This window comes from Streptomyces sp. HSS9-12, assembly GCF_054963655.1.
The window spans coordinates 81,812-98,615 of the sequence record NZ_JBUEGC010000006.1; the positions used below are offsets into that span (position 1 = coordinate 81,812).

Sequence of the window (16,804 nt, forward strand, 5' to 3'; positions counted from 1 at the left end):
CAGGAACTGGCCAGGGATCGCCATGGATTGCCCGTCTTCGCACCCAGCGTAACCAGCCCGGCCATCGGCGCGGGGCAGGAGCGTGATCACTTGTCAGGCGCGCTGTTCGTGTCGGTGGCCGGGTCGAGGACCAACACGGCCACATCGTCATCCAGCCTGCCGCCGGTGTACGCGAGCAGGTCCTCCTGGAGCCGGCGCAGCAGGTCAGGGCTGGGGAGGTTGGCCCACTGGTCGAGGCGGGCGGCCAGCGGATAGAACTCTCCTGCCGCGTTGCGCGCCTCCGTCACCCCGTCGGTGCACGCCAGCAGGCGGCTGCCCTTCGACAGCTCCACCCGCTGGGCCCGGCGTACCTGCGCGTCCAGCTCACCGAGGCCCAGCGGCAGGCCCGGGTCGTCGGGCGGGAGCTCGCTCACGGTGCCGTCGGGGGCCAGGACGTGCGCCGCCCCGTGGCCGCAGCCGACGAGGGACAGCGCTACGGTCCCCGCGCCGTCGCGATCCTTCCCCCGGCCGGTCTGCTCAGTGCCGAACACCAGAGCCGTGACAAACCGGTTGTCGTCCTCCCCGGCCGCCGCACGGTAATGGCGGTACAGCCCCTCCTCCATCGCCGCCACCACGCTCTCCAGGCTGCGCCGGTGGTAAGCCGCCTCGCGGAAGGCGGTGAGGACCGCGGAACCGGTGCCCAGCGCCCCCAGCCCTTTGCCCTGGACGTCACCGATCGTCATACGGGTGCCGTACGGGGTCTCCACCGCCTCGTAGATGTCCCCGCCCACGAGGGCGTCCTGCTGCGCGGAGACATAGAAGCCGTGCACCGTGGCGTCCTCGGTCCGCAGGGGCAGCTCGCGCAGCAGGGCGCGCTGGGCGGTCTCGCCGGTGCGGCGCACCCGTTCGAGCAGGCTCTCGCGCTCCCGGCGCAGTCTGGCGACGGCGATGCTCGCGGTGACGATCAGAACGTTGCCGAAGATGGCCGCGAACCGGTTGATCCCCGAAGTCTGCTCGGGGAGGACGCTATGAATGATCACCATGGCCGCGAGGTCGACCGCCGCGATGAACACGGTCTGCCGGTACGTACACAGCGCCGCGGCGGCTATCGGGGCGGCGGCGGCATACACATCCAGCCGTACGTCCTCTGTCGTGACTCCGTCGGCGATGACGACGCCAAGCAGGTAGAGCAGCACCAGTGCGTAGGCGCCACGTCCCGGCCGATGGGCACGGCGCCTGGCGGCAACGCGGTCGCGGGAGATGCTCGGCACCGGGTGGCGACCTCCGCGTACGAGGATGGACGCTCCCCAGGCTGGCACGCTGGGTGACCGGCGGCCACCCGGACCTCCCTGCAGGCGCCAGTGCCTGCTCTTTCAGCGCTTTCAAGAAGGCGGGAGCGATCAGGCCTTCCGATAGGCGCGGGCGTCGTCCGCCGCCGCGAGTACCGCATCCATGTCCGCCCCGGTCGATGCCGTGACCAGCGCGGCCACCGCGCCCTCCACGAATGGCGAGTCCGCGATCCGTACGCCGGGCGGCAGGGCACCCGCGCCGGTCTCGGTCTGCAGCGCCTTGACCGTCAGCACCGCGCTGCCCATGTCGCACAGCACGACGACGCCCCGGCCCGCGTCGACGCGCTTGATCGCGGTCCGGATCAGCGTGGCGCTGGTGCCGATGCCGCCGTCGTCGCCGCCGCCCGCGGCGGCGATCGGCGCCGGGTCGCCCGTGCCGACCAGGGCCCGGGCCAGATCGGCGGTGGCTTCGGCGACCTCGCGGCTGTGCGAGACGAGCACGACGCCGACGCGGCCCTGCTCTTCGGCTGTGGCCCCGCGCGGGCCGGCCGGGACCTGGCCGGCCTCCGCGGGTGCGGCGCCACCAGCCCGCTCGCCCGCCGTGGTTTCGCCCCGGGGGAGGGCCTCAGCCTGGCCCCCGGCGGCGGCCCCGGCCTCGGCCACCGGCTCGGTGAGGGCGTCGTACAGGGCTGTGATCAGCAGGGCGGAGGAAGCGGCCCCCGGGTCCTTGTGGCCGACGCTGCGCTCACCCAGATAGCTCGCACGGCCCCGGCGGGCGAGCATCGGGATCGTGGCCTCAGCGCCGTCGCGCGCGGCGCGCGCGGCCGTGGCCAGTGCGTCGGTCAGCTGCGCACCACCCGCCAGCGCAGCGGCGTACGCCTCGGCGGCGGGCGCGAGCGCGTCGACCATCGTCTTGTCGCCGGGCGCGGAGTTGCCCAGTCGCTGCACCCCGGCCACCGCCGCGGACAGCGCCTCACCCAGTGCCTCGGCGCTCACGGCCGCCTCGTCCCCCAGCGCCCGCCCCGCGCGGCGCAGCACCGTGCCGTACAGCGGTCCGGAGGCGCCACCGACCGTGCTGGTCAAATGGGTACCGAAGACCTTCAGCAACGCGCCCGGCGTGGTGGGCTCCTCGGCGGCCACGACTGCCTGGGCGGAGGTGAAGCCGCGCTTGAGGTTGACACCGTGGTCAGCGTCGCCGATGGCCGAGTCGAGCTCGGTGAGATACGCGGCCTGCTCTGCGATCACTTCCGTGGCCCGGTCCAGCCAGCGCCGGAAGAAGGGTGCGTCGAGGACTGCGGCGTTGCCCGGAGGAACGGTCATGGGCGGGAACTCCTCGGCAGAGACGGACACTGTGCGCGTGGCCGGGGCAGGTGGACACGGCTCATACCCCCGCACCGACCGTACGGCCCCAGTCTGCTCCCGTGGCCGCCGTTCAGTCCCCTGTGCCGCCATGGGCTTCGGGCGCTCCCGTGTGAGAGGCGTGAGCGCCGAAGCGGTCAAAGAACCTGTCCGACATTTACGCAATAAAGTGACTTCATGACGGATGCGAGTGTGCCCGGCGGGGGCCGGACGGCCAGTCCCTGGATGTCGACAGCTCGCCGGCCGGCAGGTCGGCCGGTCGAGAGCCCCGTGATGATCGAGTGGCAGCCCGGAACCCATGAGCCATCGCAGGCGGTCCCATGAGATCTCGGCTCGCGATGCCAGTGCTATGGCAGGGGAGTTCCGCCGGTGGCGTTGAGGATCTCGGCGGTGATGTAGGTCGCGTCCTCGGAGGCGAGAAAGACGTACGCCGGAGCCATCTCGGCCGGCTGCGCCGGGCGCCCGAGCGGGGACTGCTCCCCGAACTCGGAGGTTTCCGGCATGGTCGCGGGGATCAGCGGGGTCCACACCGGGCCAGGGGCGACAGCGTTGACGCGGATGCCCCGTTCGGCGAGGTCCTTGGCCAGGCCCTGGGTGAAGGTGACGATGGCACCCTTGGTGGTCGCGTAGTCCAGCAGCGGGGGACTGGGCTTGTAGGCCTGGACGGATGTGGTGTTGATGATGCTGCCGCCCTCGGGGATATGCGGCAGGGACATCTTGCACAGCCAGAACATCCCGTACACGTTGGTGCGCATCACCCGGTCGAACTGCTCGGTCGTGATGCCCTCGATGCCCTCGGTCCGGGCCATCTGGAAGGCGGCGTTGTTCACCAGGACGTCGATGCGTCCGAACTCCCGCTCCGCCCGGTCGACCAGGCGCCGGCACTCGCCTTCCTCGCGGATGTCGCAGGACACCGCGACCGCCCGCCGGCCCGCCTCCTCCAGCAGGCGCGTCGTCTCCTGTGCTTCCTTCTCCTCCTGTGTCAGGTAGGTGAACAGCACATCCGCGCCCTCACGGGCGAAGGCGAGCGCCACCGCCCGGCCGATCCCCGAATCGCCGCCGGTGACCACGGTCCGCCGGTCTGTCAGCTTTCCGCTGCCGCGGTAGGTGGACTCGCCGTGGTCGGGCCGCGGCTCCATGCGGTCGGTCCATCCCGGGTGCGGCTGTTCCTGCTCGGGAAAGCTGGGCTGAGGGTACTGCTCGCCGGGGTACTGCCGGTGCTGGTCGCTCATGGCGGGCGCCCTTCGGTGGGGACTGCAAACCGCGGGGAACCGGCGGGTTCCCCGCGCTGTCACCCGAAAACAGGCCCCATGATCCGGTGCCGTCCGCCGGCTCCCGGCAGCCCCGTGACGAGGCGCCCTCGATGGGGCATACTCAACGCGCCACAGCCGCTGAGCAGCCGCTTCCGTGATCCGGAACGGCAGCGTCAGTTCTACAGCATCACCTTTTGCGGCGCCGCCACATCTCCGGCGCGCGACCGCCGTAGCGCCCTACAGGGAGGAGAGCGCCGCCATGCCCGACCACGCCCCACAGCCGGTGGAACGCCAACTGCCCACCGAGGAGGCACGGGATCTGTTCGCGCTCGTATCCGAGCTCGTCCAGCGGGAGATCGCCCCCAAGGCGGCAGAGGACGAGGAAGCGGGCCGCTTCCCGCGCGAAATCTTCACCCTGCTCTCCGAATCCGGCCTGCTCGGTCTGCCCTACCCCGAGGAGTACGGCGGCGGTGACCAGCCGTACGAGGTCTATCTGCAGGTTCTCGAGGAGCTTGCCGCGGCCCGCCTCACCGTCGGCCTCGGCGTCAGCGTCCACACCCTCGCCTGCCACGCGCTGGCCGTCTTCGGCAGCAAGGAGCAGCGCGCCGAGCACTTTCCCGCCATGCTGGGCGGCGGGTTGCTGGGTGCCTACTGCCTCTCCGAGCCGGCCTCCGGCTCCGACGCCGCCTCGCTGCGCACCCGAGCGGTACGCGACGGCGACACCTGGACCATCACCGGCACCAAGGCCTGGATCACCCACGGCGGGATCGCCGACTTCTACACCGTCCTGGCCCGGACGGGCGGCGAAGGCCCCCGCGGAATCACGGCGTTCCTCGTTCCCGGCGACGCCCCGGGGCTGTCCGCCGCTGCCCCCGAGCGCAAGATGGGCATGAAGGGCTCGATCACCGCCCAGGTCCACTTCGACGGGGTCCAGGTGCCCGACGCCCGCCGCCTTGGCGAGGAGGGCCAGGGATTCACGATCGCCCTGTCGGCCCTCGACTCCGGGCGACTGGGCATCGCCGCCTGTGCGATCGGCGTGGCCCAGGCGGCCCTGAACGAGGCACTGGAGTACACCGCCACCCGGCAGCAGTTCGGCCGCCCCATCGCCGACTTCCAGGGACTGCGCTTCATACTCGCCGACATGGCCACCCAGATCGAGGCGGGCCGGGCCCTCTACCTCGCGGCCGCGCGCCGGCGCGACGAGGGCAAGCCCTTCGCCAAGCAGGCGGCGATGGCCAAGCTGTTCTGTACGGACGCGGCGATGCGGATCACGACCGACGCGGTGCAACTCCTCGGCGGCTACGGCTACACCGCCGACTTCCCCGTGGAGCGCTATATGCGCGAGGCGAAGGTCCTGCAGATCGTGGAGGGCACCAACCAGATCCAGCGCATGGTGGTGGCCCGTCACATCGCGGGTCCCGAGTCCCGCTGACGCTGCGCGGCCCACTGCCCCAACCCACCTGGTCACCCTGCTTGTTGCGGCGTCCTTCCCAGGCGGCGCCGCATACATCGGGGCGGATGGGTGGAAACAGCCAGCACCGGCCGACGGCACATGGGCCGGGCGGCCGGGCGGGTGGGCCGTCAGTCGGAGGCGATGGGCATATCAAGCCCCGGTTACGCAGCCTTCCTGGCGCAGCGTCAATGAGGTGCTGCAGCGGCCAGGTTGGGCACCCGGGCGAGCCTGGAGGGGGTGTGGAGGGGCGCACGGGTGACGGCGCCCCTGCGGAGTGAGGCGGGCGGCTACCTTCGGGCGCGCATCCGCGGCACCCGGATGGGCCGCGACCCCGGCCCGCCGATGTGCGAGAACGGCTGCCTACGCCAGTCCAGGCTCTCCGGCAGCGTCAACAGCAGTGCCGCGTCCTGCTCCTGGGCGTCCAGCGAGTCGTCCGCGGGCGCCGTCTCCGCGACCCCACGTCCGGAGCCGGCGCACACCGTCAGGCCGAACGGATTCCACGGCGACGGGCACAGCGCATGCTCCGGAAGGACGTCCTCGTCGGCGAGCAGCGCGATCGGCCGCGCGCAGTCCGGGCAGATCACCCGGAAGATCTCATAGGTCTCGTCGATGTCGAAACCGTCCTCGTCGACGTCTTCGGCCGCATCAACGCTCTCCGACCCGAGTTCCGCGCCGGCGGGAGCGGGCTGGGTGCGGTCGCTGCGAGTCGGACGCTTCACACTCTTCATGGGTTCATCTCCCCCTCGGTTGGGCCGACAAGGCGCTGCGGCCTCGACCACAGCAAGCATTTCCCTGCAGGCCGAGCGGGTAATCGCGGCACTCCGGTGGACACTGCCGCGAGGCTGTGTCGTTCGTCACATGCCGTTCGCAGGTGCCCACTCCTGGAATGCGAGCCCCTTCAAGCACCCGCGGCGGACGCCCTCGAGGGCGTCGCGGACAGGGCGGGGCACGGGCGCGTCAGTGGTGATCCGCGCTCGCGCCGCTGAAGCCCCGGGAGGAGGGATCGGCTGCCACCGGGCGGTCTTGTCCAAGGACGCGCTGACAGCGCCGCACCGGCTGTCCAGGGTCCGAGACCTGCGGATCGAAGGTGTGCCAAGGCATGCGGGTCCCTGTAGGTTCTTGCGCTGTGGAGGAACTCGATCGGCAGATTGTGGAATTGCTCGTCAAGGACGGACGGATGAGCTACACCGACCTGGGCAAGGCCACCGGCCTGTCCACGTCGGCGGTGCATCAGCGTGTCCGCAGGCTGGAGCAGCGGGGGGTCATCCGCGGTTACGCCGCCGTGGTGGACCCCGAGGCCGTGGGCCTCCCGCTCACCGCGTTCATCTCGGTGAAGCCCTTCGACCCGAGCGCCCCGGACGACATCGCCGACCGCCTCGCGGACATCGCGGAGATCGAGGCCTGCCACAGCGTCGCGGGCGACGAGAACTACATCCTCAAGGTGCGCGTCGCCACACCGGCTGAGCTGGAGAACCTCCTCGCCCGGATCCGTTCCAAGTCCGGCGTCTCCACCCGCACCACCGTCGTGCTGTCCACGCCGTACGAGGCCCGCCCGCCGCGCATCTGACCCCCGGTCCCCGGCGCGGCCGGGCGGGGCGAGAGACTGGTCACCATGAGTGAGACCCCCGCGAACAGGGACGACAGGGACGACATCCGCACCGTGCTGCTGCGCGGAGGGACGGTGCACAGCCCTGCCGACCCCTTCGCCACGGCCATGGTCGTCGAGCGCGGCAGCGTGGCCTGGGTCGGGTCCGAGGGGGCGGCGGACGCCTTCGCCGACGGCGTCGACGAGGTCGTTCACCTCGACGGAGCGCTGGTCACCCCCGCCTTCACCGATGCGCACGTCCACACCACCGCCACCGGTCTCGCCCTCACCGGCCTCGATCTCGCCGGCGCCCGGACGCTGTCCGAGGCACTGGACCGCGTCCGCGCCCATGCCGCAGCGCGCCCCTCGGACACCGTCCTCCTCGGCCACGGCTGGGACGCCACACGCTGGCCCGAGCAGCGGCCCCCCTCCCGTGCGGAGCTGGACGAGGCCGCCGGCGGACGCCCCCTCTACCTCACACGCGTAGATGTGCACTCGGCGGTGGTCACCAGCGCCATGCTGGATCTCGTCCCCGGGGTCGCCGACCTGCCCGGGTACCGCCCCGACGCGCCGCTCACCGGCGACGCCCACCACGCCGTACGGCGCACCGCCCATGCCGCCATCACCCCGGCGCAGCGCACCGAGGCGCAGCGGGCCGCCCTGCACCGCGCCGCCTCCCTCGGTATCGGCTCGCTCCACGAGTGCGCCGGTCCCGACATCAGTGACGAGGAGGACCTCGCCGGACTGCTGCGCCTGGCCGCCACGGAGCCAGGCCCCCGCGTCCTCGGCTACTGGGCCGAGCCGGTCACCGACGCCAAGGGCGCCGACCGGATCCGCGAGATCGGCGCCATCGGCGCGGCCGGGGACCTGTTCGTCGACGGCTCCCTCGGCTCGCACACCGCCTGCCTCCACACGCCGTACGCCGACGCTCCCCACAGCGGTACCGCGTATCTCGACGCCGCAGCGGTCGCCGCCCATGTCGCGGCCTGTACGGAAGCCGGGCTGCAGGCCGGTTTCCACGCCATCGGAGACGCCGCGCTGACCACCGTCGCGGACGGCGTACGGGCCGCCTCGCAGCAGCTCGGCCTGGCGCGCGTCCGGGCCGCCCGGCACCGCGTCGAACACGCCGAGATGCTCACCCCGGAGACGATCGCGACGTTCGCGGAACTCGGGCTGACCGCCTCCGTCCAGCCCGCCTTCGACGCCGCCTGGGGCGGCGAGGACGGCATGTACGCCCAGCGTCTGGGCCGTGAGCGGGCCCGCACCCTGAACCCGTACGCGGCCCTGCTGCGGGCCGGTGTTCCGCTCGCCCTCGGCTCGGACAGCCCGGTCACCCCGCTCGACCCGTGGGGGACCGTGCGCGCCGCGGCCTTCCACCGCACCCCCGAGCACCGGATCTCCGTACGCGCCGCCTTCACCGCCCACACGCGGGGCGGCTGGCGGGCCGTCGGACGCGACGACGCGGGCGTGCTCGTCCCCGGCGCCCCCGCCGACTACGCCGTCTGGCGAGCGGGCGAACTGCTCGTCCAGGCCCCCGACGACCGGGTCGCGCGCTGGTCCACCGACCCACGCTCGGGCACCCCCGGCCTTCCCGACCTCACCCCCGGCGGACCACTGCCGGTGTGCCTGCGGACCGTAGTGGGCGGACGTACGGTCTACGCACGGCCGAACGAGTGACGTCCTGGGGTGGCGCGCCACCGAAAGTCGTGCCGGCGCCCCGTCGCGCTACCTGCGGATCTTCGTCGCTGACCTGGCGAATCGAGGCATCACCGCAGGTCAAACGGCTGTTGACAGGGAGCGGTCGACGGCCGGTAGGTTCGGCCGAGTCCACCACTGGACGCCCGACCGGGGAACCTCCACGCAGTCGCCGAACGCCGCTGGGCCAGGGGGTGGTGTGCCGCGCGGTGCACCACCACTGGGAGCCAGGTCCAGTGCCCGCGCCACGGGGGCGGGGGACGGATCCGGCCGGTCGGCAGGTGCGACCCGGGTGGGGCCCGGACGCTCAGTAGACAACGGCACTCGGTCGACCCGCAGCCAGCGGGTCCCAGGTCGGCCCGAAGGGCGCCGGGCCCCGATCCGAAGCGGCAGCGCCGTCGGCGCGCGTCAGCGCAGAGGCCGGGCTGCGAGGGATGGCGCACGTGCGCTTCTCACCAGCGGGGCGGACCCGAGCCGGTAACGAAGGACTTCGCGGCCCGACGGCCCGGAACCGGACCCAGTTGCTCCGGAACGCTTGTCGGCCTGGCACTCCGCAGCACGCCTGATCGAGGTACCGTCGCCTCACCACCGCATCACCTGCAGGAAGGCCGCTGACCGTGCCCTCGGGCTCTGACACCACCGCCGCCCATCTGTCGTCCGGCAGCACCCCTCGCCGCGACATCGCGGCGGACCCGGCAGGAGCCGCCTCCGGCCCCGCTGCACGTCCCGGGGCGGACACCGCCAGAACGGCTTCCCGCCGGGCCGACCGGCCGGAAGACCCGGCACGCGTCGCGTCGGACGCCGCTGATGCCGCCGTGCAGCCGCCCGCCGGCACATCCAGGCCCGGCCGGGCGCGGCGCGCCGTACAGACCGTGCGCCGCGAGACGCCCCGCAGCCTCGCGGCGGCCGTGGCCGGAGTGGCGCTCGCCGTGGCCTTCCCGCCGTACGACCTCTGGCCGCTGTCCGTGCTCGCCGTCGCGGCGCTGAGTCTGCTCACCCGTGGCCGTACCGTCCGGCAGGGCGCCTGGACGGGCCTGGCCTTCGGTCTGCCGTTCTTCTTCGTGCTGCTGCGCTGGCTGCATGTCGTCGGCTACGACGCGGTGTTCGGCCTCTCCCTCGTCGAGGCCGTCTTCCTCGTCGGACTGGGCGCGTGCCTGGCGCTGACCTCCCGGCTGCCGCTGTGGCCGTTGTGGGCGGCCTGCCTGTGGGTCGCCGAGGAGTGGGCCCGGGACCGGGTTCCCTTCGGCGGATTCCCTTGGGGCCGCCTCGCGTTCGCCAACACCGGATCGCCGTTCACACCGCTCGCCGCCCTCGGCGGCGCCCCGCTCGTCACCTTCGCCGTCGCACTGAGCGGCACCTTGCTCGCCGCGGCGGCCGTCGCGGCCGCGCGGCCTCTCCGCGGCCCGCGGAGCGCACGGGCGGCCCTCCCGGCCGCCGGAGCCGCTGCCCTCGCCGCGGTGGTCGCGGGCGCCGGCTTCGCCGTCCCCGTGCCCACCGACGCCGACGACACCGTGAACATCGCCGTCGTCCAGGGCAACGTCCAGCAGCCCGGCATGGACTTCCTCGGCCGGCCCATGAAGATCCTCAACAACCACGTCGAGGCCACCCTCGACCTGGCCCAGGACGTGCAGGCCGGCCGCACCGCCAAGCCGGACCTGGTGATCTGGCCCGAGAACTCCTCCGACCTCGACCCCTTCCAGTACCCGCAGGCGTACGGCCGGATCCAGGAGGCGGTGAACGCGATCGGCGTGCCCGTCCTGGTCGGCGCCCTCGTCGACCACCCCGGCCGGCAGGGCTACATCGAGAACCAGGGCATCGTCTGGGACCCCAGGAAGGGACCCGGCGCCTCGTACACCAAGCAGCACCCCGTGCCCTTCGGCGAGTACGTCCCCTTCCGGCAGCAGCTCGGCAAGGTCATCAGCCGGCTGCAGCGTGTCCCGCACGACTTCTACCCCGGCGATCACACCGGCGTCCTCCACGTCGGCCCGGCCCGGCTCGGCGACGTCATCTGCTTCGAGGTGGCGTACGACGAGATCGTCCGCGACACCGCGGTCGCGGGCGCCCGCGCCCTGGTCGTCCAGACCAACAACGCCACCTACGGACGCACCGGCCAGCCCGAGCAGCAACTGGCCATGTCCAAGCTGCGCGCGGTCGAGCACGGCCGCGCCGTCGTCACCGCGGCCACCAGCGGTATCAGCGCCGTCGTGGCGCCCGACGGCACCGTGCGGCAGCGCAGTCCGGAGTTCACCCGCCAGGTCATCACCACACGCCTCCCGTTGCGTGACGACACGACGGTCGCCGACCGCGTCGGCGCAGGTCCCGAGTGGGCTCTCGCTATCGTGGGCCTTCTGTCCTGCGCTGCAGCGATCATGCTCGGCCGACGGGGACGTACGGAGGAGAAGGGGCAGCAGTGAAAGATGGCAGTGGGGTTCCACTGGGGGCGTCCCCGGCGGTGGCCGGGGGAGGAGCCCAGGGGAGGCAGTACGGCCCGCTCGGCACGGTCCTGGTGATCATCCCGACCTACAACGAGGCCGAGAACGTCAAGCCGATCGTCACCCGGGTGCGGGAAGCCGTGCCGGACGCACACGTCCTCGTCACCGACGACAACAGCCCGGACGGCACCGGCAAGCTCGCCGACGAGCTCGCGGCCACCGACGACCACGTCCACGTGCTGCACCGCAGGGGCAAGGAGGGCCTGGGCGCCGCCTATCTCGCGGGCTTCCACTGGGGCCTGGAGCACGGCTACGGCGTGCTCGTCGAGATGGACGCCGACGGCTCCCACCAGCCCGAGGAACTGCCCCGGTTGCTGACCGCCCTGAAGAACGCCGACCTGGTCCTGGGGTCGCGTTGGGTCCCCGGTGGCCGGGTCGTCAACTGGCCGAAGTACCGGGAGTTCCTGTCCCGCGGCGGCAGCACGTACTCCCGGCTGATGCTCGACGTACCCCTCCGGGATGTGACAGGCGGCTACCGGGCCTTCCGCAGGGAGACCCTGGAGGGCCTGGGCATGGACGAGGTCGCCTCCCAGGGCTACTGCTTCCAGGTCGATCTGGCATGGCGGGCCGTGAAGTCGCGCTTCCACGTGGTCGAGGTCCCCATCACCTTCGTCGAGCGCGTGCGCGGCGACAGCAAGATGAGCCGTGACATCGTCGCCGAGGCGCTGTGGCGAGTCACTGCCTGGGGTGTGGGCTCGCGCATGAACCGCCTGCTCGGCCGCAAGCGTTCATAAGGCCTGTCCGGGGATCTTCTCCGCAGCCTCCGCCGGCGGCGGCTGTGCCCGCCGGCGCCCCCGGCTACCGCTGAGGCCGGGCCGACCGGCCCCGCCCCCGGCTACCGCTGAGGCCGGGCCGACCGGCCCGGAGGAGCGGCACTGGGGCACCCCCATGTCGCAGGAGCGATCCGGGGGTCGGCCGCGCGGCGGAGCCCGGCCCAGGAGTCTGGGGCGGAGCCCCGCGGGCCGTCCGGCGTCCGCCCGTGTGCCGGACGGCCTCCGGGTTTCCCCAGAGTCCCGAGGGGCACTTGGGGACCCATGGTGCAATTCGGCTACACGATGATGACCGAACAGGCCGGGCCGCGGGACCTTGTCGAGCATGTCGTCCGTGCCGAAGAGGTCGGGTTCGACTTCTCCGTGACCTCCGACCACTACTTCCCGTGGCTGGACTCCCAGGGCCACGCCCCGCACGCGTGGACCGTCCTGGGCGCGGCGGCACAAGCGACCTCCCGCATCCCGCTGATGTCCTATGTCACCTGCCCGACGTTCCGCTACCACCCGGCCGTCGTCGCCCAGAAAGCGGCCACCGCGCAGCTCCTGTCCGAGGGCCGGTTCCGGCTCGGCCTCGGCTCGGGCGAGCACCTCAACGAGCATGTGGTGGGCGGCGGCTGGCCGTCGGTGGATGTGCGGCACGAGATGCTCGAAGAGGCCGTGCGGATCATCCGCGCTCTGTTCCGCGGCGGCTATGTCAACCACCGCGGCACCCACTTCGATGTGGAGTCGGCCAAGCTCTGGGACCTGCCCGACGCGCCCCCGCCCATCGGCATCGCGGTCTCCGGAGACCAGTCCTGCCGGATCGCCGGCCAGTTCGCCGATCTCGTCGTCGCCGTCGAGCCCGAGGCCGGACTGCTCGACGCCTTCGACCGGTACGGCGGTACGGGCAAGCCCCGGGTGGGGCAGCTGCCGGTCGCCTACGACCCGGACCGGGAGGCGGCGGTGCGCCGCGCACATGAGCAGTTCCGCTGGTTCGGCGGTGGATGGAAGGTCAACTCCGAACTGCCCGGCCCGCCCGCCTTCGACGCCGCGACACGGTTCGTGAGGCCCGAAGACGTGGCGGCGTACGTCCCCTGCGGTGACGACCCCGGCGCCTTCGTCGAAGCCGTACGCCCCTTTGTGGACGCCGGGTTCACCGAGATCGCCATGGTGCAGATCGGCGGCGACACCCAGCACGCCTTCCTGGACTGGGCGCACAGGACTCTCCTGCCCGCGCTGCGCGAGGCATGGTGAGGGCGGGGGCGGGGACCCGTTGCGGAGGTCCGCGGATCAGTCCGTGGGCTCGTGTGGTGGCGGCTGCTCGGGGTGAACGGCTTCCGGCTCCGGCGTGCCCCGAGGCCCGGTGCCCGCCACATCGGTGTCCGGCAGCTCCTCCTCAGCCGCGTCCCGCTGAAGCGGTTCCTCGGCGTCCCAGCGGTCGGGGGTCTCGTCCGTCGTGTCCGCCTGCTGGTCCGGCAGGTCCCGGGGCTGCGGGCGATCCGATGCCGGCGTCGGGTGACCGTAGCCGTTCGGACCCGGCGGGTCCGTACGCCGGTCGATCATGGCCTCTCCTTACTCGTCCACGGGGTTCGTGCACTGCGGCGCGTACCCGAAGCAGTGCACGAACATGCAGGCAGCGGCCCGATCACCGTCGCCGAGCGCAAGGGCCGGGAGTCCCGCACGTCAGCCCCTGACCCGGGCGGCCCGCATCACGCGGCGCTCGTCCTCGCTGGTGCCGCCCCAGACCCCGGACTCCTGCCCCGCTTCCAGGGCCCAGTCAAGGCACTCGGCCGCGACCCGACAGCGCCGGCACACGGCCTTCGCCTGCTCGACCTGCCGCAGCCCGTGGCCCTTACCGCTGATCGGGAAGAACAGCTCTGGGTCCTCGTCGCGGCACTCCGCGCTCTGACGCCAGTCCATGGATGACAAGACACTCCTCCTGTCTGTGTCGGGGCGTGCACCGCAAGCGGTACCCGTCGGCCGATACGTACCGCTGCGAGCCGTCGCGGTGTGCGACGGCATCAGCCGCCCGGGTACCCGATGACAGCGCCGCAACCCTTCTCCGCCTCCCGGGCCGCCGCGGAGCACAGGCACACTGGGAGGCATGACAACCGGCGCATCGCACCAGACCCAGCCGCCCCGCGGGCCGCAGCACTCGCGCGCCCGCACCGTCGTGCCCCTGGCCGTCGCTGCCTGGCTCGTGCTCGAGATCTGGCTGCTGACCCTCGTGGCCGACGCGGCCGGTGGACTGACGGTCCTGCTCCTGCTGCTGGCCGGGGCGGTGCTCGGCGGCTACGTGATCAAGCGCGCCGGCCGACGGGCCTGGCGGGGCTTCACCGCGAACGTTCGGGCGGCACAGAACGGCGATGAGCCGGCGACGGCGAACGATGAGAGCACCGGCAACACCCTGCCCATGCTGGGCGGCCTGCTGCTGATGGTGCCGGGGCTGGTATCCGACGTGGCCGGCCTGCTGTGCCTCTTCCCGCCGACCAGGTCGTTGCTGCGGCGCCGGCTGGAGGGGGCCATGACCCGGCAGATGCACACCGCGCAGCCGGGGTCCTTCGGCCACCTCTTTCAGCAGGTCCGGATCCACCGCCCCGACGGCAAGGTCGTCCAGGGCGAGGTGATCCGCGAGGACCGGCCCGGGGGTACCACGCCGGGCGACGACGAGCAGCCCCCGCCGCTCATGCGCTGAGCCGGTTGTCGGTGACCCTGGTCACCCAGCGCCCGCCACCGGCGAGCCCCGGTCACATAACTACGGCCGCGGGCTGTGCGGACACCTTCCGGTATCCGCACAGCCCGCGGCCGTAGCTGTCAGTACGCCCGCCGCGGGCGGTTTTACGCCGACTTGCGGTTGTCCCGCGGATGCACAGCGATGTTCATGGCACCAGAGCGCAGCACGGCCAGCCTCTCGGCCAGCACCTCTTCCAGCTCCTCGCGGGTCCGCCGCTCCATGAGCATGTCCCAATGCGTACGCGCGGGCTTGGCCTTCTTTTCCTCGGGGCCCTCGCCATCCACCAGGAGCGCCTGAGCGCCGCACGCCCTGCACTCCCACTCCGGCGGAATCTCCGCCTCTACCGAGAACGGCATCTCGAATCGATGGCCGTTCGGGCATGCGTACTCCACCGCCTGGCGCGGGGCCAGATCGATGCCGCGGTCGGTCTCGTAGCTGGTAACCACGAGTCGCGTGCCGCGGAGAGCTCGCTCACTCATGAATTGTGCCTCCCGGGCTTCTCGCCCACAGGACAGGTGTCGCTGTCGTTGTCATCCGGTCAACGTCCGGTCGGCGGTGAAGATTCCCGTTCCGGGTCATGCGTCGCCCGTCGTGCCGCCCCTTTTTGTACCCACCGGCGCCCGGTTTGTCACATCTGGCAGCAGATGTCACCCAGCGTTTTCGGAGCTTTAGCGCGCAGTAACGGTACGCCCGGGGGTCCAAGGGCGTACACTACCGGCCTTCATGCGCCAGCCCTAAATCCGGTCCGGTACGGCATTGCCTGCGGCCTCCACAGCGCGCCGCACCGGCAACCGAGCCAGCAGCACGAATCCCACGGCGAAGAACACCACCAGCGAGACGATCGCGGTCCGGTAGCTCCCGGTCAGCTGGTAGGCCAGACCGAACAGCAGGGGGCCGAGCCAACTCGTGCCCCGATCGCTCAGCTCGTACACCGAGTAGTACTCGGCTTCCTTGCCGCGCGGTACGAGATGGGAGAACAGCGACCGCGACAGCGCCTGGCTGCCGCCCAGCACCATGCCGATCGCCGCCGCCAGGACGAAGAAACCCACGGGCTGGTGTGCCGGCAGAAAGAACCCTGCCCCGATCGTCAGCGTCCACGCCACCAGCGAGCCGAGCACCGTGCGATGTGCCCCGTACCGCGCGGCCAGCCGGCCGAGCAGCAGGGCGCCGAACACCGCCAGCACCTGCACCAGCAGGATCGCGCCGATCAGTGCCGTCTCGTCCAGGCCCAGCTGCTTGCGGCCGTAGAGGGACGCCTGTGAGATCACCGTCTGGATGCCGTCGTTGTAGACGAGATACGCCAGGAGGAACGCGAGGGTGAGCGGATGCCGGCGCATGTGCTTGACGGTGTCCGCCAGTTGCCGCCAGCTCTGGCGCAACGACCCCGCGTCCGCGCCGTCGGCGCCCGGGGTGTCGCCCACGCGGTCGCGCAGCCGCACCAGCGGCACGACCGTGAACGCAGCCCACCACAGTCCGGCCGAGGCCAGGCAGATCCGTACGGCCATGCCCCCCGAGATCCCGACCGCGTCATGGCCGAGGAAGAGCGCCAGGTTGGCGATCAGCATCAGCGCGCCGCCGGCGTAGCCGAACGCCCAGCCGCGTGAGGAGACCGCGTCCCGTTCGTGCGGCTCGGCGATCTGCGGCAGGAAGGCGTTGTAGAGGACGATCGAGGCCGCGAAGGCGGCATTGGCGATGATCAGCAGTACGCCGCCCAGCAGATACCGGTCCCCGCTGACGAAGAACATCGCCGTCGTCGCCGTGGCCCCGGTGTACGCGAACACCCCGAGCAGTGCCTTCTTACGGCCGGTCCGGTCCGCGATCGCGCCGGCCAGCGGCATCACGAACACCGACAGCAGGACGGAGGCGGAGACCACGTACGCGAAGTAGGCGCCCGCCCGCACCGGTATCCCGAGGGGATGGACGTATCCGCCCGCGTCGGCCGCGGCCTCGGCGACATCGGTGAGATAGGGCCCGAGGAAGACCGTGATCACGCTGGCGTAGAAGACCGAGTTCGCCCAGTCGTAGAAGTACCAGCCGCGCTGCTCCCGGCGCCGCCGAGCCGATTCGTCAGCCGCGTCGGCCGTGGCTCCGGCCGCGGTGTCGATGCCCATACGGTCCCCCTTGCTCCTGAAGGCTCGCTCGCCGAGGGCGCGTGGGCCCGGTGCCGAATCCCCGGGACGGGGCCGGGAGTTTCGGCCATGGGCGCGCCGTGCGGC

At 72.1% G+C, this 16,804-nt stretch carries 15 protein-coding genes and 1 pseudogene; 7 read left to right on the plus strand and 9 right to left on the minus strand.

The genetic code is table 11. The features are described 5' to 3' along the window. Positions 1 to 86: 86 nt before the first annotated feature. From ACY34J_RS05105 to ACY34J_RS05120, 4 genes and pseudogenes are all read right to left on the minus strand, one after another. Positions 87 to 1,250, minus strand: a complete 1,164-nt coding sequence (locus ACY34J_RS05105; protein WP_462725271.1) for a PP2C family protein-serine/threonine phosphatase — start codon at positions 1,248 to 1,250, stop codon at positions 87 to 89. Between the two features lie 129 nt (positions 1,251 to 1,379). After that, a complete protein-coding gene (locus tag ACY34J_RS05110; RefSeq protein WP_462725346.1) occupies positions 1,380 to 1,931 on the minus strand; it encodes a PTS-dependent dihydroxyacetone kinase phosphotransferase subunit DhaM in 552 nt (183 codons plus the stop codon). 3 nt (positions 1,932 to 1,934) lie between these two features. Further along, positions 1,935 to 2,588, minus strand: a pseudogene (gene dhaL, locus ACY34J_RS05115) (dihydroxyacetone kinase subunit DhaL); the annotation flags it as partial. Positions 2,589 to 2,974: 386 nt separating this feature from the next. Continuing rightward, on the minus strand, positions 2,975 to 3,859 hold the full coding sequence (locus tag ACY34J_RS05120) for an SDR family oxidoreductase (RefSeq protein WP_462725272.1): 885 nt from the start codon (positions 3,857 to 3,859) through the stop codon (positions 2,975 to 2,977). Between the two features lie 280 nt (positions 3,860 to 4,139). On the opposite strand from ACY34J_RS05120, the gene ACY34J_RS05125 reads away from it, so the two are divergent. Beyond that, entirely contained in the window at positions 4,140 to 5,312 is a 1,173-nt protein-coding gene (locus tag ACY34J_RS05125) for an acyl-CoA dehydrogenase family protein (RefSeq protein WP_462725273.1), read from the plus strand. A gap of 308 nt (positions 5,313 to 5,620) precedes the next feature. Here the strand turns inward: ACY34J_RS05125 and ACY34J_RS05130 are convergent, their stop codons facing one another. Further along, positions 5,621 to 6,061, minus strand: coding sequence for a hypothetical protein (locus ACY34J_RS05130; RefSeq protein ID WP_462725274.1), 441 nt, complete (start codon positions 6,059 to 6,061; stop codon positions 5,621 to 5,623). 398 nt (positions 6,062 to 6,459) lie between these two features. On the opposite strand from ACY34J_RS05130, the gene ACY34J_RS05135 reads away from it, so the two are divergent. The 5 genes from ACY34J_RS05135 (at position 6,460) to ACY34J_RS05155 (ending at position 13,108) form a co-directional block, all read left to right on the plus strand. Next, positions 6,460 to 6,900: an Lrp/AsnC family transcriptional regulator gene (locus ACY34J_RS05135; RefSeq protein WP_462725275.1), complete on the plus strand. Its 441-nt coding sequence runs from the start codon at positions 6,460 to 6,462 to the stop codon at positions 6,898 to 6,900. Positions 6,901 to 6,945: 45 nt separating this feature from the next. Further along, positions 6,946 to 8,595 (plus strand): amidohydrolase, encoded by a 1,650-nt coding sequence (locus ACY34J_RS05140; RefSeq protein WP_462725276.1) that lies wholly within the window; start codon positions 6,946 to 6,948, stop codon positions 8,593 to 8,595. Between the two features lie 635 nt (positions 8,596 to 9,230). Beyond that, positions 9,231 to 11,027 carry an apolipoprotein N-acyltransferase gene (gene lnt, locus ACY34J_RS05145; protein WP_462725277.1) on the plus strand — a complete coding sequence of 599 codons (1,797 nt, stop codon included), beginning with the start codon at positions 9,231 to 9,233 and terminating at the stop codon, positions 11,025 to 11,027. Then, positions 11,024 to 11,839, plus strand: a complete 816-nt coding sequence (locus ACY34J_RS05150) for a polyprenol monophosphomannose synthase (protein WP_462725278.1) — start codon at positions 11,024 to 11,026, stop codon at positions 11,837 to 11,839. The genes lnt and ACY34J_RS05150 overlap by 4 nt, the downstream gene beginning before the upstream one ends. 300 nt (positions 11,840 to 12,139) lie before the next feature. Beyond that, positions 12,140 to 13,108: an LLM class F420-dependent oxidoreductase gene (locus ACY34J_RS05155; protein ID WP_462725279.1), complete on the plus strand. Its 969-nt coding sequence runs from the start codon at positions 12,140 to 12,142 to the stop codon at positions 13,106 to 13,108. Between the two features lie 36 nt (positions 13,109 to 13,144). On the opposite strand, the gene ACY34J_RS05160 is transcribed toward ACY34J_RS05155, so the two are convergent. Beyond that, positions 13,145 to 13,417 carry a hypothetical protein gene (locus ACY34J_RS05160; protein ID WP_462725280.1) on the minus strand — a complete coding sequence of 91 codons (273 nt, stop codon included), beginning with the start codon at positions 13,415 to 13,417 and terminating at the stop codon, positions 13,145 to 13,147. Positions 13,418 to 13,537: 120 nt separating this feature from the next. Continuing rightward, positions 13,538 to 13,774 carry a WhiB family transcriptional regulator gene (locus ACY34J_RS05165; RefSeq protein WP_462725281.1) on the minus strand — a complete coding sequence of 79 codons (237 nt, stop codon included), beginning with the start codon at positions 13,772 to 13,774 and terminating at the stop codon, positions 13,538 to 13,540. 184 nt (positions 13,775 to 13,958) lie between these two features. Here ACY34J_RS05165 and fxsA point away from each other — a divergent pair, with 184 nt between their 5' ends. Next, positions 13,959 to 14,549, plus strand: coding sequence for an FxsA family membrane protein (gene fxsA, locus ACY34J_RS05170; RefSeq protein WP_462725282.1), 591 nt, complete (start codon positions 13,959 to 13,961; stop codon positions 14,547 to 14,549). Positions 14,550 to 14,692: 143 nt separating this feature from the next. Here fxsA and ACY34J_RS05175 read toward each other — a convergent pair whose 3' ends face one another. Further along, the gene (locus ACY34J_RS05175) at positions 14,693 to 15,067 is read right to left on the minus strand and encodes an RNA polymerase-binding protein RbpA (protein WP_462725283.1); all 375 of its coding nucleotides are present in this window, start codon (positions 15,065 to 15,067) and stop codon (positions 14,693 to 14,695) included. Between the two features lie 255 nt (positions 15,068 to 15,322). Next, entirely contained in the window at positions 15,323 to 16,699 is a 1,377-nt protein-coding gene (locus ACY34J_RS05180) for an MFS transporter (RefSeq protein WP_462725284.1), read from the minus strand. Positions 16,700 to 16,804 lie beyond the last annotated feature (105 nt).

Coding starts and splice junctions, on each gene's coding strand:
- ACY34J_RS05120 (WP_462725272.1), bottom strand. CDS start 3,859: ATGAGCGACCAGCACCGGCAGTACCCCGGCGAGCAGTACCCTCAGCCC.
- ACY34J_RS05125 (WP_462725273.1), top strand. CDS start 4,140: ATGCCCGACCACGCCCCACAGCCGGTGGAACGCCAACTGCCCACCGAG.
- ACY34J_RS05130 (WP_462725274.1), bottom strand. CDS start 6,061: ATGAAGAGTGTGAAGCGTCCGACTCGCAGCGACCGCACCCAGCCCGCT.
- ACY34J_RS05140 (WP_462725276.1), top strand. CDS start 6,946: ATGAGTGAGACCCCCGCGAACAGGGACGACAGGGACGACATCCGCACC.
- ACY34J_RS05155 (WP_462725279.1), top strand. CDS start 12,140: ATGGTGCAATTCGGCTACACGATGATGACCGAACAGGCCGGGCCGCGG.
- ACY34J_RS05160 (WP_462725280.1), bottom strand. CDS start 13,417: ATGATCGACCGGCGTACGGACCCGCCGGGTCCGAACGGCTACGGTCAC.
- ACY34J_RS05165 (WP_462725281.1), bottom strand. CDS start 13,774: ATGGACTGGCGTCAGAGCGCGGAGTGCCGCGACGAGGACCCAGAGCTG.
- fxsA (WP_462725282.1), top strand. CDS start 13,959: ATGACAACCGGCGCATCGCACCAGACCCAGCCGCCCCGCGGGCCGCAG.
- ACY34J_RS05175 (WP_462725283.1), bottom strand. CDS start 15,067: ATGAGTGAGCGAGCTCTCCGCGGCACGCGACTCGTGGTTACCAGCTAC.
- ACY34J_RS05180 (WP_462725284.1), bottom strand. CDS start 16,699: ATGGGCATCGACACCGCGGCCGGAGCCACGGCCGACGCGGCTGACGAA.